Genomic DNA, 24,517 nt, shown 5'->3' on the forward strand with positions numbered 1-24,517 from the left:
AAGGGAAAGCAGCTGCTTTCCCTTTTTTATTAACCCTTTCGTATAACTTCTTATAAAACAGCCACTTTTTATGTGGTTATCTGAGTGCCATCTCGCCGCAACAACGCTGTCATCCGGGTGTCAAATAGCAGAGAAAAATACCAATGCCGGGATGAATAGTACCGCCCAAGGCTTGGCTATCCCTGTAAGTTAGCCTGAAGAAAAAAACAACACCCATAACAACAGGGAAGCAAGGACATGTTAAATCAGCGGATATTTAAAACCTCCCTCCTGGCCGTTTGTGTGGCTCAGGCATTGGCGGGCACCCAGGTGCATGCAGCCGAAACCGGGGAGGCCGAAGCAGCCAACGCCAATGTGGAAGTGATTGAAGTACGTGGTATTCGCCGCTCGGTGGAAGCGTCGATGAACACCAAGCGCTTTGCCAATGCCGTGGTGGATGCAGTAACGGCAGAGGACATCGGCAAGTTCCCTGATAAGAACATAGGTGACGCGCTGCAGCGCATATCCGGCGTGTCGGTGGATCGCCAATACGGTGAAGTAAGCGGCGTAACCATTCGCGGTACCGCCCCTGAGCACACCCGCATTCTGCTGAACGGTCAGACAGTTGCCAGCACCTCTTGGTATGACCTTGGCCCAGCCAGCCGTACCTTTAATATGGAACTGCTGTCTGCCGAACAGGTCGCCGGAGTTGAAGTGTTCAAGACGCCGGAAGCCGCCATGGAAGAAGGCGCGCTCGGTGGTACTGTTAACCTGAAAACCCGCAAGCCGCTGGAGCTGGATGCCCATACTTATCAGGTGTCGGCTGAAGCGTCCCAAAGCAGCCTCTACGATGACACCAAGCCCAGCTACTCTTTCCTCGGCAGCTGGAAAGATGAAGATGCCCGTTGGGGTGTGCTGGCCGCTTACTCGGTGGAAGAAATTGTCGATGGTCGCCATGTGATCGAGTCGCTCTCTGGCTATTACGAGTACTTTGCCGAGGATGCAGCCACCGGGCAGGAATCTACCGTCGGCGCCTGGGGTATTGGCTCTCAGGTTTACAAGGCCGAGCGTGAGCGCAGCAGTGCTCAGCTGACGCTGCAATTTGCCCCCACTGACGCGCTGGAGTTCAGCCTGGACTACTTCCGCTTCGAGCTGGATAACCCCCATGTAAACCACAACTTCCTCACCATAGGTGCCCGCGGCGCCGGTTCATCCAACGTGGTGAACAACGCTCAGGGCGGTACCGCCCAGGCCACCATTGCGCCGGGCTATGCCTCCATCATTTACAACCCTGTGGTGCGCCAAGCGGTGAACATGGAATCGGACGTGCTTAACCTGTCGGGCAAGTACAGTGGCGATGGCTTTGATTTATCAGGCGTGATTGGCCGTTCCACTTCTGAAGGCGGCACCCAGGGCGGCGCGTCCAGCTGGTGGATCCCGGCGACAGACGATGGCGACCGCATTGGCGACCCGGCCTTCCCCGATGGTCAGGGCGGCACCGATGGCGGCTTCAGCTACGATGCCACCGGACCTTATCAGGTGTGGCTGACCAGCCTGGATGCCACCAATGCCAGCGAGCTTAAGTTTGCCCAGGAAGCCAACTACGAAACCACAGTACAGGACCACGATGTGCGTTATGCCCAGCTGGATCTGAGCCTGCCGCTGGATGGTGACTTCTTTAACAAGCTGGATGTGGGCGTGAAGTACAACAGCAGCGACTTCGAGCGGGTTGCCTTTAACCGTAACCCCTCTGAAGTGATTGGTTTTGTGCCCAACGGCAACTTCTCCAACTGGAGCGGTGGTGTATTCAGCGGCCTGCACAGCCAAAGTAGCGGCCATACCCTGAACTCGTACGCCTATCTGGATGCCGACAAGTGGTGGGCCTTTATCAGCGACAAATATGCCAATGGCGAGCTGGTGGAAGTGGCTAACTATGGCAACACCTTTACCGTGTCTGAGGACATGCTGGCGCTCTATGTTCAGGCCGATTTCAGCGGTGAAAACTTCCGCGGTAACATGGGCCTGCGTTATGTGGATACCAGCCAGACCTCATCGGGCTTTACCCGCAACGGCGGCGAGATTTCTCCGTTCGAGGAAGATGCCAGCTATGACAACTGGCTGCCAAGCATCAACTTTGCCTATGACCTGAATGATGACCTTATTCTGCGTGCTGCGGCATCCAGCGTCATGTCCAGAGTTAACTACAGCGATCTGAACCCGGGTCTGGCCATCGAAGCCAGCTTTGGCTCGGCCAGCGGCGGTAACCCCTTCCTCAAGCCTTACGAGGCAAACCAGGCTGACTTGGGTATCGAGTGGTACTTTACTGAGTCGTCCATGGCGTCTGCGGCACTGTTCTACAAAGATATCAGCAACATGGTGTTCAACACCCAAACCGTGGAATACGTGCAGGGCTGTGGTGCCAGCGAACCTGAGTGGAGCAAGTGCCGGGTAACCAAGCCACAGAGTGGCGGCGATGGTGAGGTGCTGGGTCTGGAGCTGCAGCTGCAGCACAACTTCGACAATGGCTTTGGTTTTATTGCCAACTACACCTATGTCGACAGCGAAACCCAGACTCCGGATGGAACCACCCAAATGGTGCCGGGCGTGTCGGAAGACACCTTCAACACCACGGTGTTTTTTGAGAACGACTACATCAGTACCCGTGTCGCCTACAACTGGCGCTCTGAGTACATTGGCGTAGGCAGCGTGCAGAACGTGCTCAACGACAGCTATCAGCAGGTCGATGCCTCTATCATCTGGCATGCCATGGAAAACCTCGATATCAGCCTCGAAGGTGTCAACCTGACCAACGAAGTGGTTCAGTCCTATGACGTGAACTACGGTCTGACCCAAAACACCATCGAGTTTGGTTCGCGCTACTTCCTGGGAGCGGCTTACCGCTTCTGAATCTGAGCCAACGAAAAGAGCCGATCCTGTATCGGCTCTTTGTGTTTGGAAAAGGCCTTGGTTGGAGGACAGGATGCAGCAGTTCGACTTGCTGATTGTGGGCGGTGGCAGCGCCGGGTGGATGGCGGCGGCACTTTGCAGTCGTTTGCGGCCCCAGTGGCGTATTGCGCTGGTGGAATCGGAACGGATTGGCACCATAGGTGTTGGCGAAGGCTCTACGCCGCACTTTGGCCGGCTGATGGCGACGTTGGGGCTGGCGGAGTCACAGTGGATGCCCGAGTGCGATGCCAGCTTTAAAACCGGCATCGATTTCGGTAACTGGGGTGGTGATGAGCAGCGCTACTTTCACCCCTTCCTAAGCCCGATGGATCTTAAGGCGGCAGAGGTATTTTACCTTGGCGCCAACGCCAGGCGTCGTGGCCGTGGCCCCTGGACCGGCCCGGATGAGTATTTCATTGCCGCAAGGCTTGCCAGAGCGGGTGTAGATCCAATCGCGGCAAAGCCGCTGCCGGCACCACTGGAATACGGCTATCACTTCGATGCTGCCAAACTGGCGGCGCTGCTGCGTCGGGTGGCCGAAAGCGCTGGTGTGCAGCGTATTGCCGCCGAGGTGGTGCAGGTGCACAGGCAGGATGCGGATACACTGGCCGGGGTGAGCCTTTCCGACGGTCCGCGTCTGGATGCCAGCCGTTTTATCGATGCCAGCGGCTTTGCGGCGCTGCTGATTGGCGATGCGCTGCAGGTGCCGTTTGAATCCCTGGCAGACAAGCTGTTATGCGACAGCGCCGTGACCGTGGCCACTGAGGCTGTGTCCGGCATGCCGTTCACCCGGGCCGAGGCGCTGGAAGCTGGCTGGCTTTGGCAAATTCCGCTGGCCAGTCGTACCGGCAATGGCTATGTCTACAGCTCGGCTCACTTGAGCGCCGATGAAGCGGCCTTCAGGCTCAGGGCGCGCCTGGGGCTGACGCCCGATGTAGCAGTAAAACACTTGTCGATGAAAGTTGGCGTGCGCAGCCGCTGCTGGCAAGGCAATGTGCTTGCCATCGGCCTGGCGCAGGGATTTGTGGAGCCGCTGGAAGCTACATCCTTGATGGTGACCCAGCATACCCTGGAGCAGTACCTGCAACAGGAGACGCTGGATACGCCACTGGCAAGCCGTCAACAGGCCTTTAATCAGGCTTGGCGAACCCTGATGGATGGCATTGTGGACTACATTCAGGCCCATTATCTGTGTGCGCGGCGCCGGGACAGTGAATTCTGGCAGACGGCCAGCCAAACACCGGCAGGGCCCTTGCTCAGCGAGCTGCTCACCGTGTGGCGAGCGGGCGGGGATCTGGATGCCTTTTTACATCAGCATGATAGCAAACTGGCCTATTTCAGGCCCAGTTGGTATGCGCTGCTGGCAGGGCTGGATGACAGAAATCCCCAACTGGTCATGCCATACCAGCCTCCGGCGGCAGACTTGCGCGCGGCGGCATCGGCGTTCAGTCAGTGCCTGATGCAGCAGTTTTTTACCGCCAAAGCCGGTTAGTCAGTCCGGCGTTAAATGGGCACTGACTTGCCGCGAAAGCGCTGGCGGAAAAGGCTGGGCTGAATACCTTTTATCTGCAAAAAGCGCCGGTTGAAGTTGGACAGGTTGTTGAAGCCACATTGGTCGCTGATGGCCGAAATCGGGCTGTGTTGGGTGATCAGCAGCTTGCAGGCCTTGGCAATCCGCAGCTGATTGATGAACTCGGTGAGGGTTTTTTCGGTTCGCTGTTTGAAGAAACGATGAAAATGGTTGGTGCTCATATGGGCCAGCTTGGCCAGCTCACCTGCGCTCAGTTCAGTGGTGTAGTTTTCGTAGATGTACTCAATCACCCGGTCGAGCTTTTTCACCGCGTATTCCTGCTTGCTGTTATTGGCATACAGGGTACTGGAAAGCGCGTGGGCGCTGCGGTCGGTTAGCATAAGTTGCAGCAATTCCAGCAGCAGGATCAGCCTTCTGAGTGGGGTGGCCTGTTCCATGGCTTCAAATAGCGGCAGGGCGGCTTTGGCGTTGGCTTCACTGAATTTCAGCCCCCGGCCAGCCTGATTCAACAGCGGTGCCAGCGCGGCAAACTCGGGCTGATCGGCCAGCTGCTGATGCAACCAGCTGGCAGGCAGCTGCGCTACATACACCCGCTGCTCGATACCACTGAGCTCAGACTGCCAGGCGTGGGGCATATCCGGGCCGATGAGCACCAGATCCCACTCGCCATAGCGACCAATATGATCGCCCATATAGCGCAGCCCGCGGCCCCCCAGCGTCAGGCAGATTTCATATTCGGGGTGATAGTGCCAGTTGAATTCCATCTCCAGCCAATCGTAACGCCCAAAACGCCAGGAACTGTTTTCATCCGGGATGACTTTTTCACATAAGGGCTTCATTCCTTTGAACTCCTTTGTTTTCGCAGGGGGATGGCTATGAAAGCCCAACTCCATTGTGCTGTCCATTCGCCTTTTCGGTAATACCGGATTCTGTACGCTTGATACTTTTCTATCGCAATTGCCGCGCCGGCGCCGGTTTCGGGTGCGTGAAAAGTACCGATACCGGTGGCAGGGGTATCACCGGTGGCGAATGCCTGCGGTCACAATAGCTTGAAATCCCACAGAGGAGCTGACCGTGAATAACCGATGGATAGTGCTGTATGCCCTGATCACCTTTTTTGTGATCTCACTGATAACCAACAGCATGGGGCCAATTTTCCCTGCGCTGATTGACAGTTATAACATTGGCCTGAGCCTGGCTGGGCTGTTTCCCTTCGCCTTTTTTATCGCCTACGGGGTGATGTCGATTCCTGCCGGTATGCTGGTGGAAGCGCAGGGTGAAAAGCGGGTGATGTTATTGGCATTCGGCCTCGCCTTTGTGGGCGCCAGCGGGTTTTATTTGTATCCCAGCTTTACTGTGGCCATGGTCAGTCTGTTTTGTATCGGGGCTGGTATGAGCCTGCTGCAGGTGGCGATTAATCCGCTGCTGCGTCAGGCCGCGGGCCCGGAGCACTTTGCTTTTTTCTCGGTGGCAGCCCAGCTGGCATTCGGCGGCGCCGCCACCCTGACACCGCTTATCTATCAGCAATTGGTGACCGATAACCCCGACACCATGGCCTGGCTGGGGATGTATGCCCTGTTTGCGTTGGTGGCCGTGCTGATGCAATGCCTGACTTGGTTTTTGTCCATCAGCCGGGTAGTACGGGTGCAGGATGAGCGGGTCGGCAGCTGGCACAAACACAAGGCGCTGTTTGCCGATGCCACTGTGCGTAAATTCTTTTTCGCCATTGTCGCTTACGTGGCGCTGGAGCAAGGGGTAGCTAATGCCATTTCTGTGTTCCTCGAGCACTACCACGGACTCGACAGCGTGGCTGTGGGCGCCTCTGTGGTGAGCGACTTCTGGCTCTATATGACCCTTGGCTGCGTGCTGGGCTTGCTGCTGCTCAAGCTGGTGGACAGCCAGAAACTACTGATTTTGTTTTCCCTGGGGGCAACGACTGCGTTCTTGCTCGCTGTCTGGGGCGGAAGCCAACTGGCTGTACTTTGTTTCCCATTGGTTGGCTTCTTTATTTCTATTCTGTGGTCGGTGATCTTCTCGCTGGCACTCAACTCGCGGGCGGAGGATCACGGCGCATTTGCCGGTATTCTCTGTACCGGCATCATAGGCGGCGCCCTGATTTCGCCGTTGATTGGGCTGGTTGCTGAGTGGTTTGTCAGCCTGAGGCTGGGACTGATGGTGTTGCTGCTGCCCCTTGGCTATATTGCCTGGGTTGGTCTGAGCGCCACGCCGCTGGTGCGAAACCGTACCCTGCTTGGTGGTCAATCGGCCGGGGAGCAAGCGTGATGAGTGTGCTGTGTTTGGATTTGGGCGGCACCAAGCTTGCCATTGGCCGGGTGGCTTACCCCGATAAGCATGCGACTCAAACCGATGCGGTTACGGCCATTACCCGATTGCCTGTGCCGCAGCAGGCCGACTATGCCGGAATGCTGCAGTTTCTGAACCAGGCCATTGAGCCGCAGCTTGATGGATCTGTTCGGGGCATTGCGATTGGTGTGCCGGGCACAGTATCGCTGCAAAACGGTACCTTGCTGGAGGTGATGAACCTGCCGTGCCTGATTGGCAAGCCACTGGCTGCCGACCTCGAAGCGCGTTTTCAGCTGCCGGTGAGTTTGAATAACGATGCCAACCTGTTCGCCCTCGGTGAGTCGGTGCTCGGCAACAAGCGTAATTTACTCGGCATTACTCTGGGCACTGGGGTGGGCGCCGGTGTGGTGTTTGATGGACGCCTGTATTCGGGCAAGCACTGCGCTGCGGGGGAAATTGGCTGCTTTCCCTATCTCGATGGCATTATGGAACACTACTGCTCGGGGCAGTTTTTCCGCCGCTTTGCCCATTGTCCTGGTGAGCAGGTGCGGGCACGGGCGCTGGCGGGGGACACAGATGCGCTGGTGCTGTTTCAGCGTTTTGGCGAGCATCTGGCTGAGCTGATTTATCAGACACTGCTGGCCTACGATCCGGCTGAAATTGTGCTGGGTGGCTCGGTCAGCCAGGCCTTTGCGCTGTTTAACGACGCGCTGTGGCAGCGGCTTGCTGAACGCGCCGATGTCAGTCGCCTCGAGGGCCTGAGCATTCGTGCTTCAACCGAGGCCAATGCGGCGCTGATTGGCGCTGCCCACTGGTTTTTCCAATATAAAGGAGATAGCAACCATGAAATGGCTGTGGCCTGATTTCTGCCTGGGCGCGGGCTTATGCTTGAGTGTGAGTGTGTACGCTGCGCCATCCGCCGACACCCTGAGTGTTCAATATCGGCTCGAAGACAGTGCGGCCAAGCACTGTCCGGCTGCACAGCGCCGCTGCTACCTCTCCAGCGTGACATTGACCTCGCCAAATGAGGTGGCAGCAAACGACTGGTCAATCTACTTCAGCCAGCTCACCCCCGTGTATCAGGTAGAGGGCGACGAGTTTGTTATTCGCCATATCAACGGTGATTTGCATCAGTTAAGCCCGGGGCCCGGTTTTAACGGCCTGAAAGCTGGGCAGGGCCACAGGGTGAGTTTTTACAGCAAGGGCTCACAAATCACCCGCTCTGAATTTATGCCGAATTTTGTATTGCTGGCGGTCGGTGAGGCCAAGGTGATTGCCAGCACTCAGTTGCAACATGATCCCGAAACCGGCCTTGAGCGGCAGCCGTATCTGGCGCCGTTTGATTCTGCCGCCCAATTTCTGCTTGATGAACGCGACAAGACCCCGCTGGCTGACGGCGAGTGGTTGTATGACTATTACGCTGGGCTGGCGAGCCTTGATGGCGAGCAGGCTTTAGCATCACAAACGCCTGCGCTTATCCCTATGCCGGTGCAGATGAAGGCTCATTCGGGGGAAGGCATTGCCATCGCCAGCGGCTTTAGGCTCAAGCTTGAGGCCGCCAGCGCCGATGAGGCAGCCCGGATGTCAGCCGCCATGGACGCAGCGCTGTCGCGGCTGGCGTCGCTGGGGTTTAAACCATCGCCAACCGGCGTGCCGCTGGTGGTGTCCCTCATGGCAGCTGATAGTGCCAGGCCTGTAAGTCCTGAGGGCTATCGGCTCGATATCGAGGCCTCGGGTATTCGCCTTGAAGGCGACGGTGAGGCCGGGCTCTTTTATGGCCTGCAAAGCCTGGCGGGTTTGATTGCACCTGCAGAAGGCAAACTGCCATTGGTAAGTATTAACGACAGCCCGCGCTACGCCTTTCGCGGCATGCACGTGGATTTGGCGCGTAACTTCCACTCGCTGGCGTTTCTTGAGCGTTTGATAGTGCAGATGGGCGCTTACAAGCTCAACAAACTGCATCTGCATTTGGCCGATGATGAAGGCTGGCGGCTGGAGATCCCCGGGCTGCCGGAGCTCACTGAAATAGGCGGTCGCCGCTGTTTCGATTTGGATGAAAACCGCTGTTTGCTGCCCCAGCTTGGCAGTGGCATCAGCGGCTCGTCACAGGTGGATGGTTACCTGAGTGTGGCTGATTATCGGCGCCTGCTGCGCCTGGCCACCGCGCACCATATCCAGCTCATTCCCTCGCTGGATATGCCGGGGCATTCACGGGCGGCGATTCAGGCCATGGAGGCCCGTTATCGGCGCCTGATGGCATCGGCAAAGGACGCTGAGGCCAGCGAGTATCTGCTGACCGAATTTACCGATACCACCCAATACCAATCGATTCAGTACTACAGGGACAACACCTTGAATGTGTGTCTTGAGTCGACTTACCGTTTTGTTGGCAAGGTGGTGGATGAGATTGCGGCCATGCACAGCGCCGAGGGCGTACCTCTGTCGCTGTATCATATCGGCGCCGATGAAACTGCCGGAGCCTGGGTTGAGTCACCGGCCTGTCAGGCGCTAAGAGCAAAAGAGCCGCAAATCCACAGCCTCAATGGTTACTTTATTGAGAAGGTGAGCGCCATGCTGGCCAAGCGCAATATCCAGGTGGCCGGCTGGAACGATGGCATGGGAGAAACCCGCCCCGAGCTGATGCCGCGCGAGGTCCAATCCAATGCCTGGAGCCTGCTGGCAGAAGAGGGGCATCAGGTCGCTCACCGGCAGATGAATTTGGGCTGGCAGGTGGTGATTTCCACCCCGCAGGTTACTTACTTCGACTTCCCCTATGTGAGCCACCCGGAGGAAACCGGTAACCACTGGGCGACCCGGGCGCTGGACAGTTTTAAGGTGTTCAGCTTTATGCCGGACAATCTGCCTGCCCATGCAGAGTTCTGGACCGACGTTCGCGGCCAGGTCTATCGCGCCGATGATAAAGAGCCCTTGTTGCCGGGCAAAAAGGCGGCGGGGCTGCAAGGCCAGCTATGGAGCGAGATGATCCGCAGCGATGCCATGGCGGAATACATGGTTTACCCGCGGATGCTGGCGCTGGCCGAACGCGCCTGGCGCAAAGCGGATTGGGAGCTTGAGTATCAAAGCGGCCGTCATTTCAGCCGTGAAACCAGCTACTTTGACAAGGCTCGTCAGCAGGCAAGAAGTCGTGATTGGCAAGGCTTCGCCAATGCCCTTGGTCAGCGTGAGTTCGCCAAGCTGGAGAAGGCGGGTATTTTCTATCGCATCGCGCTGCCGGGTATTAAAATTGAACCGGGCGTGAATGCGGCCCCGGCGCAATTACACCTGAATCACCCTTACCCGGGCACCAGGCTGGAATATCGGCTCGATGGTGGCGACTGGCAACCATGGACCGCACCCGTAGCTGTCAGTGGGAAAAACGTCGAGGCGCGGGCGATAGGTGCCGACGGCAAGCGCCGCTCCCGCAGTGAACAGCTACGGCTGTAAGGCACATAAGCCTCAGGGGATGAATGAGTCAAAAGGGAAAGCTGTGCTTTCCCTTTTTTATGTTTCATTGGACAGAATTTAGCCACCGCTCGCAATGGCTTGTTAATTGAAGGAATAATTTCACCAATGTTTGGATGACTCATGATTCGATGCGTTCATTTAAGAAATTGCACCTCAGCATCGCAAGGGAGCGTAACCACGCTGGTGCTTAAAATGCGGCGCTTTGAACCTGGCCATTAAAGTCTAGACATTCGCGTACGCGGCGCTGCTGCACGGTTGAGAGGCTCTCTATTTCAAAGAAGCCGTACTCGTCGTGTTCGGTGCTAAGCACTATGTTGGGCTGAGCTAAGTGGGCGCGAAAGATGAAGGCCTGTGAGTTATAAGCCGAGTGAAAATACACGCCAGTGAGACATTGGATTTCCACCACTTGCCCCAGTTCTTCAAGGCATTCGCGTATCAGAGCCTGATGTATGGTTTCGCCGGGCTCCAGTGCGCCGCCTGGAAGCCCCCATTGATAGTTGCCGTAGTTCGCTTTGAGCAGTAGCACCTTACCTCCATCATTGGTGATCACTGCGTGGCAGCTCAAACGGAAGGTATCGTTGAAGGCCATCAGTGGGTCAGCCCGGCGCTCTCGTGGATGTCGGTGGCTGTTGTTACGGCTGTGGCCAGCATCAGTCGCAGGCCGTGGATAACGGTTTCCAGCGCCATTGATGGCGTGCCCGGCAGCCCTGAGGCTTGTTCGGGTGCCAGCGGAATATGCAAAAAGCCGCCGCGGCATTCAGGGGTTTGGCTCAACTGATGCAGCATGCCATAGAGCACATGGTTGCAGACAAAGGTGCCGGCGGTGTTGGACACGGCCGCAGGTATCCCGGCTTCGCGCAGGTCGCGCACCATGGCCTTGATGGGCAGGGTGGCAAAGTAGGCCGCCGGACCATCGGCTATCACGGGTTCATCGATGGGTTGCTGGCCGCGATTATCGGCAATTCTGGCATCGTCGATATTGATGCCAATACGCTCAAGGGTCAGCTCACTGCGTCCGCTAGCCTGGCCAACACAGAGCACCAGCGCTGGCTGGTGGTAATCGATGGCCTCGGTTAGCTGGCTGAGCGCATCGTGAAACACGCAGGGCAGTTTGATGGCCTTGATCCTGTGGCGGCAGATTAGCTCGCCATCGAGGTTTTTTACTGCCTCCCAGGATGGGTTAATTACCTCGCCGCCAAAGGGTTCAAATCCGGTGAGCAAAATCAGTGGCACGGGTTTCATAATGGGCTCACTCAGTCAAAAACGATGAAATACATCAGCAATATGTTGGTTGTCAGCAGCGCCAGCGCCGTGGGGATCTGCACCTTAATGACCTGATACTTGTCGTCCAAATCAAGCAGCGCTGCCGGCACTATGTTGAAGTTGGCCGCCATGGGCGTCATCAGGGTGCCACAATAACCCGAGTACATGCCAATGGCCATCAGGGGCGCCGGGCTGGCGCCTTGACCCTCAATCAAAAACGGCAGGGCGATACCGGCGGTCATCACCGGGAAGGCGGCAAAGGCATTGCCCATGATCATGGTAAACAGCGCCATGCCCACACAGTAAATAACCACCAGTCCAAAGCGATTATTGGGGTCTACAAACAAACTGACCAGCGCCTTGATGCTGTCGCCGGTTTGCGCCACGACAAACACTCCACCAAGCATAGCCAACATTTGTGGCAGAATCGCGGCCCAGCCGATGCTGTCTACCAACCGGCGCGACTCGGCCACCGCCTTGAGCGGGTTGTCGCCGGTCAGACGCCAGCCCACCAGCAGGGCGATGCCGCATGCCAGCGCCAGTGCCGCCAGGGTTTGATGTTTGGGGTCGAGCAGGAGAACATCACCGACGCTGACTCCCGCAAGCAGCAGGGTAGCCGCTACCGTAAGCAGGGGGATAAGCAGTGCCGGCAAAAAGATGCGATTACCCAGACGCTCGGCGCTGGCCGCTTTCTGCGCCTGGCTGGTTTCCTGATAGCTGCCTAGGCTGACCCAGCCCATTCCCGCCAGTACGGCGATACCAATCACCATGGCGCCGGCAATCTGGTGCGCCAGTTTGGCGCCCAGGGTATCTACCGCCAGATCGCCAAACAGGAACAGGCTGCCAAACAGACCCCAAAACAGGGCTGTGGTCAGCCGTTTAGGATGTTGTTTGTCTTTCAGGGTCAGTATCACCAAAATGGCCACCACCAGCCCAATCAGCAGATAGATATCGTCGATACTGATAAGGCTCATGCTTCGGCCTCCTGCTGATTGGCGTCTTCTTTCGCTTGCCATTGGGCTATATCGCGGCGAATGCCGGCTTCCAGCCTTGAGAGCCGGAACAGATGAATAATCAGCGCCGCGACGGCGGTGGGAATTGCCCACAGGCCTATGTGCAAAGGTTCGATGCCGTGGATGCCATTTTCTTTGAGGAAGGCATCCATGAGCAGCACGGCGCCGAAAGCGATAAAGATGTCTTCACCAAAGAACATGGCCACATTGTCACAGGCTGCGGCGTGGGCAGCGATTTTGTCGCGAATGGGTTTGGGCAGTGGCCCGTAGGCATTGATGGCGGCGGCTTCGGCCATGGGGGCCAGCAGCGGTCTCACCGTTTGGGCATGGCCGCCAAGGCTTAACAGCCCCAGCGCGGCACTGGCTTCGCGCACCACAAAGTAGAGCGACAAAATGCGCGCCGTGGTGGCGCTTTTGATGGTGGCAATCCAGCCCTTGGCACGCTCCCTGAGGCCGTGCCGCTCCAGCAGGGCTATCACCGGCAGGATCAGCAGAAAAGACGCCAGCTGGCGGCTGGAGAGAAACTTCTCGCCAAAGGTCTCCAGCAAAGTCGCGGCATCCATGCCAACGGCCCAGCCGGTAATAAGCCCCGCAAGGGTAACAACCAGCAAGGGGTTGAATCTCAAGGCGAAGCCCAGCACCACCACGGGTATGCCGATCAGCGGCCAGTAGTTGAGGGCGAGCAGCTCATTCAGCATGGCTCGCCTCCAGTAATGCCCGTATGCGGCGGGCAAACTGCAACGCCTCGGGATTGTCACCGTGCAGGCACAGGGTGTCGGCCCTTAGCCTGAGTGGGGTGCCATCGATACTGGCGAGCTTGCCCGACATTAACGCCTGCACCTGCGCCAGCGCTTCGGCTTGGTTGTGGATTACGGCCCCCGGTTTTTGCCGCGACACCAGGGTAGCGTCGGCCTCGTAGCGGCGGTCAGCAAAGGCCTCCGCCTGCACCTTAAGGCCAGCTTCACGGGCCCATTGCAGCAGCGGGCTCGCCGCCAACCCCATTAATACCAGCCCGGAGTCGACGGCCTGTATCGCCTCGATAAGGCATGTGGCCAACTCTTTATCGAAAGCGGCCTGATTGTAGAGAGCACCATGGGGTTTCACGTGAAACATTACCGCGCCTTCATCATCGCAAATCTGCTTCAGGGCCTGGATTTGGGCGATAAGGCTGGTGGTCAGCTCGGTGGCATCCATGTTCATCGGCAAGCGGCCAAAGTTGGCTTTATCGGGGAATGACGGATGGGCGCCAATCAGGCAGCCGTTTGCCACGGCAAGCTTTACCGTGGCGCGCATGCTGTCTGAGTCGCCGGCGTGGCCACCACTGGCAATGTTGGCGGCATCCACCAGTGCGAGAATCTCGGCATCAAAAGGATAGCCTTCGCCTACATCGGCGTTTAACTGAAGATTAGACATGGGCTTCTCCGCTGCCCAGGGCGCGGCCGAGGCGATAAAAATACTGTTTCCAACGCTCGCAAGCGGCCAGCGCCTCGGCGCGGTCGACCAACACAAATTGCAGTGATTGCCCTGGCCGAGCCTGGGCGAGTTTCCACAGATCGGCCTCAATCACTGTGGCCACAATTGGATAACCACCGGTGGTTTGCGCATCGTTTAACAGCACTATGGGTTGTCCCGATGGAGGCAGTTGGATAACCCCGGGGAACACGCCCTGGGAGGCCATCTCCAGCGGTGCCCTCAGGCGCAGCGTTGGCCCCGTCAATCTGGCACCCATACGATTGCTGCTTGGCTGTAATTGCCACATCGACTCTGTGAGTATTGAGGTTTCGGCGAGCAGGGGATATTGCGGCCCTGGCAGCACCCTTATCTGATTGTCCCAGGGGCTTTGCATAGCGCCTACCTGATGCTTCAGCGACCGTTCTGGCCCAAGCTCAAGTCGGTCGCCGGACCTCAGTGCTCGCCCTTCAAGGCCGCCCAGGCCGCTGGATAAATCCGTGCTGGCTGAGCCCATAAACAGGGGCACCTGAATACCGCCGTCCACCGACAAATAGGCTCGCATGCCCGCCTTGGGGCCGCGCAGGCTAAGTGTCTGCCCGGCTTTAATCAGGCTGCGCCAGCCGCTCCAGACCGGCTTGGCATCGATTCGGGCATCGAAGTCGGCACCGGTGAGCGCAATCCAGGCATCGCGGTTAAATCTAAGACTCGACTGACCCAAAGCAAACTCGAGGCCAGCAGTGTTATCCGGATTCCCCAGCAACCGGTTGGCGAGCAGCAGAGCCTGACGGTCCAGCGCGCCACTGCGGGGCAGGCCCAGATGGGCAACGCCGCTGCGGCCGAGATCCTGCACCGTGGTTTGAATACCTGCCTGCAGCACTTCCAACATGATCAGGAAACCTCCCTGACAAACTGGATCCGGTCACCCGGTGCAAAACGGCACGGAGGCTCCTGTTTGGCATCAAATAGCGGCAATTCAGTCCGACCTATCAGTTGCCAGCCGCCTGGAGCCTGACAGGGGTAGATACCGGTTTGGGCACCGCCAATGCCTACGCTGCCGGCGGGCACCTGTTGTCGTGGCACATTCAGCCTGGGTGTGTGCAACTGGCTTGGCAGCCCGGACAAATAGGCAAAACCCGGCAGAAACCCTAAAAACATTACCCGATACTCAGTAGCGCAGTGGGCGCGGATAATCTCTTCGGCGGATGTGTGGTGGAAGCGGGCCACGGCTTCCAGGTCTGGGCCATGGTCATTGCCGTAACGCACGGGTACCCGATGCAGGCGCCCATCCGGAATTTCAACCGGCAGACGGGGCCAAATATTCTGCAGCCATTGCTGCCAGCTATTGGGGTCCTGATTGGCCTCCAGGCACAGGGTGAGATTGTTCATGCCGGGGGTTATATCGGTCAGCCCGCCCTTGCTGCGACACTCCTGTGCCAACGCCCAAATCTTTGCCTGATTGGCAAGTGTTGAGGCGGTACAGCCGGTGTTTGCCAGTGTTAGTAGCAGGTGATGTTCACCCAGTAAGGCAATGTCCGGAAATGGCTGATTGGGCATGATGTTTTTGCCGATTAACAGGTATCATTCGACCCTAAAAAATGGCCTCTGTCATGTCAATGAATTGCTGCGAAAATGTTGGTATTTTCGCCATTTATTAAGCCGCGATTAAGGTGTGTATCAAATTTGAATGGCTGGGCAGGAAGGCCTTGGGTTAACTGGCAAATTTGGGCTCAGCGCCTAGTATTGATAGATGCCTGCCAAATGTTTTTTCAGCCCGGTTCTGTGGGCAACGTGACAATCTCAGCGATTTAAGTCAGGGGCAGTTTTTTATGCGGCTTTTTAATAAGCTCTTTAATATCAGGGACAACACCATCGTCGAGCGACCACGCAGTTTAAGTGGTGAAGGTCTGGCTGCAAAAACCGCCGAAGCGGTGGCCAGAGCGCAGGTGCGCAGTTCGGCGGCCGTGGTGGCACAGCCGGCCAGGGAGGAGGCCCATAGCCCAACAGTGGACGTTACCGCACTGTTCTACAGCTTGCTGTTTACCGGGGGCAAAGACACTGGGGGGATAGCCAACAACCTCGAAAAGGAGGTGATAGCCAATGTCGAACAGGCATTGGCTCAGCCCAGTGTGATTGCCGATAAGGTTTTGAAGCTGCCGCACGATATCATTGAGCTCGACAAACAACTGGCCGATCCTGAGGTAGACACCGACGAGGTGCTTAAGTACATCAAGCGTGACCCAGTGCTCAGCGCCGAAGTGCTGAAACTCTGTAATTCTCCCGCCTTCAGACGCAGCAGCAAGGATATCACCAGTTTACAGCAGGCCGTGGTGGCCCTGGGGCGCGAACAGCTTCGACGATTTGTTACCAGCGTGCGCGTGCGTGAAGTGATTGAAATAAAACCAATTTACTACCGGCGCTTTGGCTCTGAGGTCTGGCGTCACTCATTACAGGTGGCCTATCTGGCATCGGAACTGACCCGCGAAGAGCAGGACACCGCCTTTATGCTCGGCTTACTACATGATGTTGGTAAAATCGCTATATTTCAGATGCTTATTGATGCATTCACCAAGGCTGAGGCCGGTGAACAGCCCAGGTCCTGGCTGTTTCGTCAGGTAATGACCTCAAAGTCACTGCTGCTCAGTGCTGTGCTGGTGAGAAGCTGGCAGCTACCACCTTTGTTTGCCCGCTCTCTGGCGGCGCTGGCCAATCCACACAATATGCCCACAGATCCTTTGCCCAAAGCCATTTGGACTGCAAACCATATAAGCGAATGTTCCATGCTGTGGCAGGCCGAGCGTATTGATGAGGCTCAGCTTGTTACTTTGCTGGAGCGAATCGGCATGGACAGAGAAACCTTCGATGACCTGCACGAAAAACTGTTGCAGCTGGCAAGTTGAGGTTTAGCAAAAGCAGGGTGTCAGCAACTCTGGTAATAAAAAACGCGCCCTGAGGCGCGTTTTTTTATGACAGGCATCGCTACTGCAGCATTACTGAAGCAGAGAAATGTCGGCTACGTGCAGGAACTGGTCGCGCAGGTTACCAAGCAGTGCCAGACGGTTGTTACGAAGCGCCTGGTCGTCGGCCATGACCATCACGTCTTCGAAGAACTGATCGACGCTCTCGCGCAGGGCAGCCAGTTCGGTCAGAGCCTGTTGGTAGTTACCGGCAGCAAACAGCGGGGCAATCACTGGCGTCACTTCGGCAAGCTTGGCGGCCAGTGCCTTTTCAGCGGCTTCACTCAGCAGTGCAGCACTGATGCTGTTTGGCAGTTCACCTTCTACCTTGGCCAGAATGTTGGACACACGCTTGTTGGCGGTGGCCAGTGCAGCGGCTTGCTCCAGGGTGCGGAAGTGGCTTACCGCCAGGATCCGGTCATCAAAATCCGCAGGGCGGGTTGGACGACGGGCCAGTACTGCGAGGATAACGTCGGTACTGATGCCTTTGTCCTGATACCAGGCGCGGAAGCGGGCCATCAGGAACTCAAGCACTTCATCAGCAGCCTGGGCATTGCTGAGGTTGGCGCCGTGCAGTTCGACAGCTTTGGCAATCAAATCAACCAGATCCAGCGGCAGCTTGTTCTCAACTATGATACGCAGCACACCAATGGCGGCGCGGCGCAGTGCGAACGGGTCTGCAGCGCCTTTTGGCGCCTGACCGATACCGAAGATGCCAGACAGGGTGTCGAGCTTCTCGGCCAGAGCCACGGCGCAGGAAACACCGGCGCTTGGCACGCTGTCGCCACTGAACTTGGGCTTGTATTGCTCTTCCAGTGCCACAGCAACGGCTTCGGCTTCACCGTCGAGGCGCGCATAGTGCATGCCCATGGTGCCCTGGGTGTCGGTGAATTCCATCACCATGTTGGTCATCAGGTCGCACTTTGACAGCAAACCTGCACGGGCAGCTTCTTCGCTGCTAGCGCCAATCTGACCCGCGATAAAGCCAGCAAGTGCAGAGATGCGCTCGGCGCGGTCTTTCAGGGTGCCCAGTTGCTTCTGGAATACTACGGTTTCAAGGCTCGCAAGACGGCTTGCAAGGGTGTGTTTTTTGTCGGTATTGAAGAAGAACTCGGCGTCGGCCAAACGTGGACGAACTACCTTCTCGTTACCGGCAATGATTTGCGACGGATCTTTGGACTCAATATTGGCCACAAAGATGAAGTTTGGCAGCAGTTTGCCCTCGTTTGAGAATACCGGGAAGTACTTCTGGTCGCCCTTCATGGTGTACACCAGTGCTTCAGCAGGCACAGCCAGGAACTTGTCTTCGAAGTGGGCGGTGAGTACCACCGGCCACTCAACCAGTGAAGCCACTTCTTCCAGCAGGCTTTCTTCGATGTCGGCGTTGCCACCAATCTCGGCAGCGGCCTTTTCGGCATCAAGCTTGATCAGGGCTTTACGGGCCTGATAGTCGGCGATAACTTTACCGCGCTTTTTCAGAGCGGCCAGATAGTTGTCGGCATGATCCAGGCTGAAGCTGGACTCACCCATAAAGCGGTGGCCACGGATAACGCGGTCAGACTGGATACCCAGCACTTCACCGGCAATCAGTTCGCTGCCAAGCAGCAGGGTAACTGTGTGTACTGGGCGGATAAACTGAGTGCTGTTGCTGCCCCAGCGCATTGGCTTGGGGATAGGCAGCTTGTCGAGCGCGCGCTGGGTCATAGCAGGCACCAGAGCCGCAGTGGGCTCACCGGCGACATTGGCACGATAAACCAGCCATTCGCCTTTGTCAGTGGCCAGACGCTCGGCTTCGGCTACGGTTATACCGTTACCACGGGCCCAGCCTTCGGCGGCCTTGGTTGGGTTACCCTCGGCATCGAAAGCGGACTGCACGGCAGGACCGCGCTTTTCAACGACTTTGTCTTCCTGAGAGGTAGCCAGACCCTTAACGTACAGGGCCAGACGACGTGGGGCGGCATACCATTCGATAGATTCAAATGGCAGTTCGGCCTTGGTCAGCTCTTCGCTGAAGTTGGCCTGAAAGGATTCGGCCAGGGTGCGCAGCGCCTTCGGTGGCAGCTCTTCGGTACCGATTTCGATGAGCAGGTTTTCGAATTTCATTTAATCTTCCTCTTATTTGCACATCGGGAAGCCGAGGGCTTCGCGGGCCTTGTAGTAGGCTTCGGCAACTGCCTTGGCCATGGTGCGCACACGCAGAATGTAGCGCTGACGCTCGGTCACAGAGATAGCGTGACGGGCATCCAGCAGGTTGAACGCGTGTGAGGCCTTCATGACTTGCTCGTAAGCGGGCAGAGGCAGAGGAGTTTCCAATGACAACAAATGCTGACAGGCTTTTTCGCATTGGTCGAACATGCCGAACAGGAAGTCCACATCGGCGTGCTCAAAGTTATAGGTAGACTGTTCTACTTCGTTCTGGTGGAACACATCGCCATAGGTGATGCGACCCATAGGGCCATCGGTCCAGACCAGATCGTAAACGCTGTCTACGCCCTGGATGTACATCGCCAGACGCTCCAGACCATAGGTGATTTCACCGGTCACTGGGCTACATTCGATACCGCCCACTTGCTGGAAGTAGGTGAACTGAGTCACTTCCATGCCGTTGAGCCACACTTCCCAGCCCAGACCCCAGGCGCCCAGTGTTGGCGATTCCCAGTTGTCTTCTACGAAGCGAATGTCGTGGATTTGGGTGTCGATGCCCAGGGCTTGCAGCGAGCCCAAGTAGAGTTCCTGAATGTTGTCAGGGGATGGCTTCAATACGACCTGGAACTGGTAGTAGTGTTGCAAGCGGTTCGGGTTTTCACCGTAGCGACCATCGGTTGGGCGGCGTGAAGGCTGCACATAGGCGCTGCTCATTGGCTCAGGGCCGAGGGCGCGCAGGAAGGTCTGAGGGTGGAAGGTGCCGGCACCGACTTCCATATCCAGTGGTTGGACAATGGCACAGCCTTGCTGAGCCCAGTAATCCTGCAGGGTCAAGATAAAGCCCTGGAATGTCTTTACGTCGTATTTCGTCGTCATGTCTACTGCTGTCAGCTGAAAATAGAAAATGGGTTCGATTATACCTTGTAGATCTGTGCTTATGTAGGCTATTTTTGAGCGAATTTACGGCTAAATAGGGACTTTGAATGGCAGATAACAAAGTGAGATGCGCTTGGGTCAGCGATGATGCGCAGTACCAGCAGTATCACGATGAGGTATGGGGCAGGCCGGTTTACGATGCCAAAGAGCTGTTTGCCAAGCTTTGCCTCGATGGTCAGCAGGCCGGATTGTCCTGGATTACTATCCTCAGAAAGCAGGCCAGTTACGAGGCCGCCTTCGCCGATTTTGAACCCGCTATCATAGCTCGCTTTGATGAAGCCAAGGTTGAAGAGCTGCTGCAAAACCCGGGTATAGTCCGTAACCGTGCCAAGGTGAACTCCATTATCCGCAACGCCCGAGCCTATCTTGATTACGTAGATGCCGGGAATGACTTCTCCGCGTTTTTGTGGAGTTTTGTTGGTGGTGTACCCAAGGTCAATCGGTTTGCGTCCATCTCTGAGGTGCCCGCCCAGACGGCGGAATCGGAAGCTATGTCCAAGGCGCTCAAGAAGCTCGGCTTTAACTTTGTCGGCCCCACCATTTGCTATGCCTTTATGCAGGCGGTCGGCATGGTCAATGACCACACCACAGATTGCCATTGTTACCCGCAGTAATTGTTACCCTCGGTAATTGTTACCCTCAGTAATTGTTACCCTCAGTAATTGTTACCCTCAGTAATTGTTACCCTCAGTAATTGTTACCCTCAGTAAGAATGTTTGGCGCCACAACCTGCTGGCTGATTTCCGGTAATAAAAAAGGTGTTCCACGTGGAACACCTTTTTTGTTCAGACGTTTTCTTTAGGCGCTAATGTCAGATTTTCTCGAAGAAGAAGGGCTGGCGTTTGCGCTTGTCACCATTGAGTTGGTTCATGGTTTCGGCGTCAAACAGCTTACCGTTGACCATAGTATGGGTGACCTTGTCGGTCACTCGGATATCGGCCAGCGGGTCTCCATCAATAACGATAAGGTCGGCGAGTTTGCCTGCCTTGATTGAACCCAGCTGATGATCCATGGCGAAGGTTTTGGCAGGATTGATGGTGGCTGTTTTCAACACATCCATATTGCTCATGCCACCCTGGGCGAACATCCACATTTCCCAATGGGCTGCCAAGCCTTCGCGCTGACCGTGGGCACCAATGTTTGGCACTATGCCCAAATCATTCACTTCTTTGGCTACGCGAGCCACATTGAAGTGATTGTAATGCTCGTCCGGTGCGGTAGGGCGACGCATGGAGCGCGCTTCCAGCAGGTCGCTCGGTACGTACTTGGACAGACGGGGGTGAGCCCATACCTCGGTCTTGTCGTACCAATAGTTCTCACCGGAGATACCTCCATAGGCCACTACCAGAGTAGGTGTGTAGGCAACCTTGGTTTGGCTCCAGAACTGCTTGATGTCGTTGTAGATGGCACCAGCCGGCAGCGAATGCTCTATGGTAGTGTGTCCATCGGCAATCATGGTGAGGTTGTGCTGCAGCAAGCTGCCGCCTTCGGGCACTACCATCATTTCCAGCTCCCGCGCAGCCGCTATCACCTGTTGGCGCTGGTTACGGCGCGGCTGGTTGTAGCTTTTCACGCTGAATGCACCAACTTTTTTCAGGCGTTCGAGGTGGAACTTGGCATCGTCAACCGAGTCGATGTGGCTGGTGTAGCCGGGCAGGTTGGCACCGTACAGAATGGTACCGGTTGAGAAGATCCTTGGGCCCACGATCTTACCTGCCTTTTGCTGCTCAGATGCGGCAAAGATTTCGGTGGTGTCGTTTGATGGGTCATGGATGCTGGTTACACCCAGCGACAGGCCTGCATACAGGTTCCAATTCTGCTGCGGAATAATTTCGTCTTCACCCTGAGAACCATGGGCGTGGGCATCGAACAGGCCTGGCATAATCGTCTTGCCACTGATATCGATAACTTCCGCCGATGCAGGAATGGTTACTGCGTCTTTACTGCCTACAGCTGAAATTTTGTTATCTGTTACTATCACCACACCATTGTCGATTACCTGGTCGTTTTCCATGGTAATCACCTTGCCGCCAACAAAGGCAATGGTTCCACGTGGAACATCTGCCTGCTTCTCAAAGCCGATCTGGGTGATCTTAGGTTCAACCTTGGCGTCTTTGTCTTCGACTTTTGCGTAGCTGGCATCAACCGGCATTTGATACAGCTCTGGACCAAGGGTCCAATAAAGCTGGTTGCTCTTGCTGTTCCAGCTCAGGCTTTCACCGGCACGAACACTGAGTTGCGTCACTGGCAGGTTGCTGGCCTTGGGACCAATTTCAATGGTCTCACCATGCTTGGCGAAGGGGGTAACAAAAACCTTGAAGCGCTCGGCAAAGGCCAGTTGCTCACCATCGGGAGAAATGCGGAACTCGGTCGCATGTTTGCTGGTGTAGTGAGTTCGCTTCTCGAACCCATTCATGTTGATGGAGGAAAACTGCGGCGTCTCGCCACTTTCCATAAAGTAAACCCGCTCGTTATCGGCGCCAAACTGAGGTTGGAAACCCATGGCACTGATGCGCGTATTCTTCCTGGATTTGATGTCGGCCTTATAAAGCCCTGGATCATTCGACCAGGTAGGAGGGGTAATGTAGCCACCACTGGCTTTGCGGTACACCAGAGTATCACCCTTGGGTGAAAATACCGGCTCGACGTATTTGCCTGGGTGCTCACTAATCTTGGTGAGCTTGCGACCACTCAGGCTGATAACCTGAACCGTACCCTGGTCTTTGTCGTTCCATGTGGTGAAGGCCAATTGCTTGCCATCACGGGACCATGTTGGATACAGCTCTGCAACTTCGTCGGCAAGTTTGGTTAGGCGGCTGACTTTGCCATCCGGTAATGACTTCAGCCAGAGTTTGCCAAGGGCTTCATACACTACCTGTTTACCGTCGGGTGATACCTGCGCCATACGCAGCATTTTCACATCAAACTTGTCCTGATCCAGATTTTGGGTGAATCGCACCGAAGGCTGTATATCCATCTGGGTTTTTACATGGAACGGTATTTCTGTGACCTTGTTGTTGGCAACATTGAGTCGCTGGATTTTGCCCTTGGCCCAAAACAGCAGATCTTCACTGTCTTTATCCCAGGCCATGGTGGGGTACACACCATGAATCGCCCAGGTTTCCTGCATGTCGCGGTCCAGTTCACCGTAAAGCTTACGCTTCTCACCGGACTCTAAATCCAATAAGTAGAGAGTGGACTGGAAACCATCACGGCGGATAAATGCCAGCTTTTTGCCATCTGGGCTTGGTGTTGGACGAATGGCACCGCCGGTGCCTTCAATCAGTACTTCGATATCGCCGGTTTGGGTGTCATAGCGTTTAATCTTGTAGATACCTTTCACTGAGTCTTTGGAGTAGTGGAAGGTTTTACCCGGGGTCGCATCCTGACTGAAGTAGATATAGCGGCCATCCGGTGAGTAGGCGGGTTCGCCCAGGTCCTTTTGATCGTTTGGACGTTCGGTGAGCTTCACACCGTCGCCACCTGTGATGTGGTACAGCCAGACTTCACCGGCTCCCAAACTACGGCTGGCGGTAAAGTGTTTGCGACCGACAAGGTATTGAGAGTCAGGGCTCCAGGCCGGGCTGTTGATCAGCCGGAAGGTTTCTTTGGTGACGGCGCGGGCATTTTTGCCATCGGCATCCATTACCCACAGATTATCGCCGCCATCCTGATCTGAAGTGAACGCGATATATTTGCCATCCGGACTATAAACCGGCTGCATTTGCCAGGCGATGCCGCTGGCCAGTACTTCGGCCTCTCCACCTTTGGCGGGGATGCGATAGATGTCGCCTAAGAGGTCGAACACTATGTATTTGCCATCCGGGCTCAGGCTCAGGTTCATCCAGGTGCCTTCGTTGACATCCACGTTGACTTTTTCGAGAGGGGCATTTTGGGGCGCATTGACTTGCCAGGTTTCGGCTTCGTCATTGGCAAAAGCGGCTGGCGTAAACGCCAAAGCCACCGCAATCATGCTGGGGTGCAGACGGGTCTTGAACATTCGGGTTTCCTAATCGTTATAGTTATTGAGATAACGCCGGGCAAAAAATGAATGCCCAAGGCTGGTTGGAACAGCTTGTTATCTCACAAATCGCAGATCAGGAAAACCTCATTTCTGTTTCAAATAATAATCTTCAGGGCTCGACTAGAGCCCTTTTTTGATGAGGTAGCGGTAAGGAGTCACTGAAGTATCACTGGCTACCAGGGTGTGATCCATAAACTCGCAGAAGCTGGGAATATCGCGGGTGGTCGCCGGGTCATCGGCGATGATCAGCAAGGTTTCACCATCAGCCATATGGCGCACCGTTTTACGCACCATCATCACTGGCTCGGGGCAGCGTAATCCGAGGGCATCCAGTTCTTTGTTAGCAGTGGTGAAAATATCAGTCATTGGCTCATTCTCAGGGTGTAACAGTCGACGCTAATGTTACTCCACGGTCACTGAATCACCAAGTCAGCGAGCCATAAAATGTGGGCTTGGATGTTTCACGTGGAACATCAGTTTGGAACCTTCCAAAACTTTCATTTCG

The 24,517-nt window shown here is 56.1% G+C and carries 19 protein-coding genes; 7 read left to right on the plus strand and 12 right to left on the minus strand.

The window, feature by feature from the left end; all coding sequences use genetic code 11:
• Positions 1 to 237 precede the first annotated feature (237 nt).
• Both MJ923_RS19575 and MJ923_RS19580 read left to right on the plus strand, forming a co-directional pair.
• Positions 238 to 2,886, plus strand: a complete 2,649-nt coding sequence (locus tag MJ923_RS19575) for a TonB-dependent receptor (protein ID WP_240592529.1) — start codon at positions 238 to 240, stop codon at positions 2,884 to 2,886.
• 73 nt (positions 2,887 to 2,959) lie between these two features.
• On the plus strand, positions 2,960 to 4,417 hold the full coding sequence (locus MJ923_RS19580; RefSeq protein ID WP_240592530.1) for a tryptophan halogenase family protein: 1,458 nt from the start codon (positions 2,960 to 2,962) through the stop codon (positions 4,415 to 4,417).
• 11 nt (positions 4,418 to 4,428) lie between these two features.
• On the opposite strand, the gene MJ923_RS19585 is transcribed toward MJ923_RS19580, so the two are convergent.
• The gene (locus MJ923_RS19585; RefSeq protein WP_126168868.1) at positions 4,429 to 5,295 is read right to left on the minus strand and encodes a helix-turn-helix domain-containing protein; all 867 of its coding nucleotides are present in this window, start codon (positions 5,293 to 5,295) and stop codon (positions 4,429 to 4,431) included.
• A gap of 235 nt (positions 5,296 to 5,530) precedes the next feature.
• Here MJ923_RS19585 and MJ923_RS19590 point away from each other — a divergent pair, with 235 nt between their 5' ends.
• The 3 genes from MJ923_RS19590 to MJ923_RS19600 are packed head-to-tail and all read left to right on the plus strand — an operon-like array spanning position 5,531 to position 10,204.
• Positions 5,531 to 6,739 (plus strand): MFS transporter, encoded by a 1,209-nt coding sequence (locus MJ923_RS19590; protein ID WP_240592531.1) that lies wholly within the window; start codon positions 5,531 to 5,533, stop codon positions 6,737 to 6,739.
• Positions 6,739 to 7,623 carry an ROK family protein gene (locus tag MJ923_RS19595; RefSeq protein ID WP_240592532.1) on the plus strand — a complete coding sequence of 295 codons (885 nt, stop codon included), beginning with the start codon at positions 6,739 to 6,741 and terminating at the stop codon, positions 7,621 to 7,623. The genes MJ923_RS19590 and MJ923_RS19595 overlap by 1 nt, the downstream gene beginning before the upstream one ends.
• On the plus strand, positions 7,604 to 10,204 hold the full coding sequence (locus MJ923_RS19600; protein ID WP_240592533.1) for a family 20 glycosylhydrolase: 2,601 nt from the start codon (positions 7,604 to 7,606) through the stop codon (positions 10,202 to 10,204). The genes MJ923_RS19595 and MJ923_RS19600 overlap by 20 nt, the downstream gene beginning before the upstream one ends.
• Before the next feature lie 208 nt (positions 10,205 to 10,412).
• On the opposite strand, the gene MJ923_RS19605 is transcribed toward MJ923_RS19600, so the two are convergent.
• Genes MJ923_RS19605 through pxpB form a run of 7 tightly spaced genes read right to left on the minus strand, consistent with a single transcriptional unit; the run spans position 10,413 to position 15,507 of the window.
• A complete protein-coding gene (locus MJ923_RS19605) occupies positions 10,413 to 10,814 on the minus strand; it encodes an NUDIX hydrolase (RefSeq protein ID WP_240592534.1) in 402 nt (133 codons plus the stop codon).
• Positions 10,814 to 11,467 (minus strand): pyroglutamyl-peptidase I, encoded by a 654-nt coding sequence (gene pcp / locus MJ923_RS19610; protein WP_240592535.1) that lies wholly within the window; start codon positions 11,465 to 11,467, stop codon positions 10,814 to 10,816. The genes MJ923_RS19605 and pcp overlap by 1 nt, the downstream gene beginning before the upstream one ends.
• Positions 11,468 to 11,478: 11 nt before the next feature.
• Positions 11,479 to 12,462, minus strand: coding sequence for a DUF979 domain-containing protein (locus MJ923_RS19615; protein ID WP_240592536.1), 984 nt, complete (start codon positions 12,460 to 12,462; stop codon positions 11,479 to 11,481).
• Positions 12,459 to 13,199 (minus strand): DUF969 domain-containing protein, encoded by a 741-nt coding sequence (locus tag MJ923_RS19620; protein ID WP_126168874.1) that lies wholly within the window; start codon positions 13,197 to 13,199, stop codon positions 12,459 to 12,461. The genes MJ923_RS19615 and MJ923_RS19620 overlap by 4 nt, the downstream gene beginning before the upstream one ends.
• Positions 13,189 to 13,914 carry a 5-oxoprolinase subunit PxpA gene (gene pxpA, locus MJ923_RS19625; RefSeq protein WP_240592537.1) on the minus strand — a complete coding sequence of 242 codons (726 nt, stop codon included), beginning with the start codon at positions 13,912 to 13,914 and terminating at the stop codon, positions 13,189 to 13,191. Before pxpA ends, MJ923_RS19620 begins: the two co-directional genes overlap by 11 nt.
• Positions 13,907 to 14,839: a 5-oxoprolinase subunit C family protein gene (locus MJ923_RS19630; RefSeq protein ID WP_240592538.1), complete on the minus strand. Its 933-nt coding sequence runs from the start codon at positions 14,837 to 14,839 to the stop codon at positions 13,907 to 13,909. Before MJ923_RS19630 ends, pxpA begins: the two co-directional genes overlap by 8 nt.
• A 2-nt stretch (positions 14,840 to 14,841) precedes the next feature.
• Complete coding sequence (gene pxpB, locus MJ923_RS19635) at positions 14,842 to 15,507, minus strand: 5-oxoprolinase subunit PxpB (protein WP_240592539.1); 666 nt, start codon at positions 15,505 to 15,507, stop codon at positions 14,842 to 14,844.
• Between the two features lie 272 nt (positions 15,508 to 15,779).
• On the opposite strand from pxpB, the gene MJ923_RS19640 reads away from it, so the two are divergent.
• Entirely contained in the window at positions 15,780 to 16,850 is a 1,071-nt protein-coding gene (locus tag MJ923_RS19640; RefSeq protein WP_240592540.1) for an HDOD domain-containing protein, read from the plus strand.
• A gap of 90 nt (positions 16,851 to 16,940) precedes the next feature.
• Here MJ923_RS19640 and glyS read toward each other — a convergent pair whose 3' ends face one another.
• Positions 16,941 to 19,010: a glycine--tRNA ligase subunit beta gene (glyS, locus tag MJ923_RS19645; protein ID WP_240592541.1), complete on the minus strand. Its 2,070-nt coding sequence runs from the start codon at positions 19,008 to 19,010 to the stop codon at positions 16,941 to 16,943.
• 12 nt (positions 19,011 to 19,022) lie between these two features.
• A complete protein-coding gene (glyQ, locus tag MJ923_RS19650) occupies positions 19,023 to 19,928 on the minus strand; it encodes a glycine--tRNA ligase subunit alpha (protein ID WP_126168880.1) in 906 nt (301 codons plus the stop codon).
• Between the two features lie 107 nt (positions 19,929 to 20,035).
• Between glyQ and MJ923_RS19655 the strand changes: the two genes are divergently transcribed.
• Positions 20,036 to 20,602 carry a DNA-3-methyladenine glycosylase I gene (locus MJ923_RS19655; RefSeq protein ID WP_240592542.1) on the plus strand — a complete coding sequence of 189 codons (567 nt, stop codon included), beginning with the start codon at positions 20,036 to 20,038 and terminating at the stop codon, positions 20,600 to 20,602.
• Between the two features lie 197 nt (positions 20,603 to 20,799).
• Here the strand turns inward: MJ923_RS19655 and MJ923_RS19660 are convergent, their stop codons facing one another.
• Both MJ923_RS19660 and tusA read right to left on the minus strand, forming a co-directional pair.
• Complete coding sequence (locus MJ923_RS19660; RefSeq protein ID WP_240592543.1) at positions 20,800 to 23,988, minus strand: amidohydrolase family protein; 3,189 nt, start codon at positions 23,986 to 23,988, stop codon at positions 20,800 to 20,802.
• 144 nt (positions 23,989 to 24,132) lie between these two features.
• Entirely contained in the window at positions 24,133 to 24,378 is a 246-nt protein-coding gene (gene tusA, locus MJ923_RS19665) for a sulfurtransferase TusA (RefSeq protein ID WP_240592544.1), read from the minus strand.
• Between the last annotated feature and the right edge of the window lie 139 nt (positions 24,379 to 24,517).

Source organism: Shewanella zhuhaiensis (genome assembly GCF_022484835.1).
GTDB lineage: Bacteria > Pseudomonadota > Gammaproteobacteria > Enterobacterales > Shewanellaceae > Shewanella > Shewanella khirikhana.

Coding starts and splice junctions, on each gene's coding strand:
- MJ923_RS19575 (WP_240592529.1), top strand. CDS start 238: ATGTTAAATCAGCGGATATTTAAAACCTCCCTCCTGGCCGTTTGTGTG.
- MJ923_RS19580 (WP_240592530.1), top strand. CDS start 2,960: ATGCAGCAGTTCGACTTGCTGATTGTGGGCGGTGGCAGCGCCGGGTGG.
- MJ923_RS19585 (WP_126168868.1), bottom strand. CDS start 5,295: ATGAAGCCCTTATGTGAAAAAGTCATCCCGGATGAAAACAGTTCCTGG.
- MJ923_RS19595 (WP_240592532.1), top strand. CDS start 6,739: ATGAGTGTGCTGTGTTTGGATTTGGGCGGCACCAAGCTTGCCATTGGC.
- MJ923_RS19600 (WP_240592533.1), top strand. CDS start 7,604: ATGAAATGGCTGTGGCCTGATTTCTGCCTGGGCGCGGGCTTATGCTTG.
- MJ923_RS19605 (WP_240592534.1), bottom strand. CDS start 10,814: ATGGCCTTCAACGATACCTTCCGTTTGAGCTGCCACGCAGTGATCACC.
- pcp (WP_240592535.1), bottom strand. CDS start 11,467: ATGAAACCCGTGCCACTGATTTTGCTCACCGGATTTGAACCCTTTGGC.
- MJ923_RS19615 (WP_240592536.1), bottom strand. CDS start 12,462: ATGAGCCTTATCAGTATCGACGATATCTATCTGCTGATTGGGCTGGTG.
- MJ923_RS19620 (WP_126168874.1), bottom strand. CDS start 13,199: ATGCTGAATGAGCTGCTCGCCCTCAACTACTGGCCGCTGATCGGCATA.
- pxpA (WP_240592537.1), bottom strand. CDS start 13,914: ATGTCTAATCTTCAGTTAAACGCCGATGTAGGCGAAGGCTATCCTTTT.
- MJ923_RS19630 (WP_240592538.1), bottom strand. CDS start 14,839: ATGTTGGAAGTGCTGCAGGCAGGTATTCAAACCACGGTGCAGGATCTC.
- pxpB (WP_240592539.1), bottom strand. CDS start 15,507: ATGCCCAATCAGCCATTTCCGGACATTGCCTTACTGGGTGAACATCAC.
- MJ923_RS19640 (WP_240592540.1), top strand. CDS start 15,780: ATGCGGCTTTTTAATAAGCTCTTTAATATCAGGGACAACACCATCGTC.
- glyS (WP_240592541.1), bottom strand. CDS start 19,010: ATGAAATTCGAAAACCTGCTCATCGAAATCGGTACCGAAGAGCTGCCA.
- glyQ (WP_126168880.1), bottom strand. CDS start 19,928: ATGACGACGAAATACGACGTAAAGACATTCCAGGGCTTTATCTTGACC.
- MJ923_RS19655 (WP_240592542.1), top strand. CDS start 20,036: ATGGCAGATAACAAAGTGAGATGCGCTTGGGTCAGCGATGATGCGCAG.
- MJ923_RS19660 (WP_240592543.1), bottom strand. CDS start 23,988: ATGTTCAAGACCCGTCTGCACCCCAGCATGATTGCGGTGGCTTTGGCG.
- tusA (WP_240592544.1), bottom strand. CDS start 24,378: ATGACTGATATTTTCACCACTGCTAACAAAGAACTGGATGCCCTCGGA.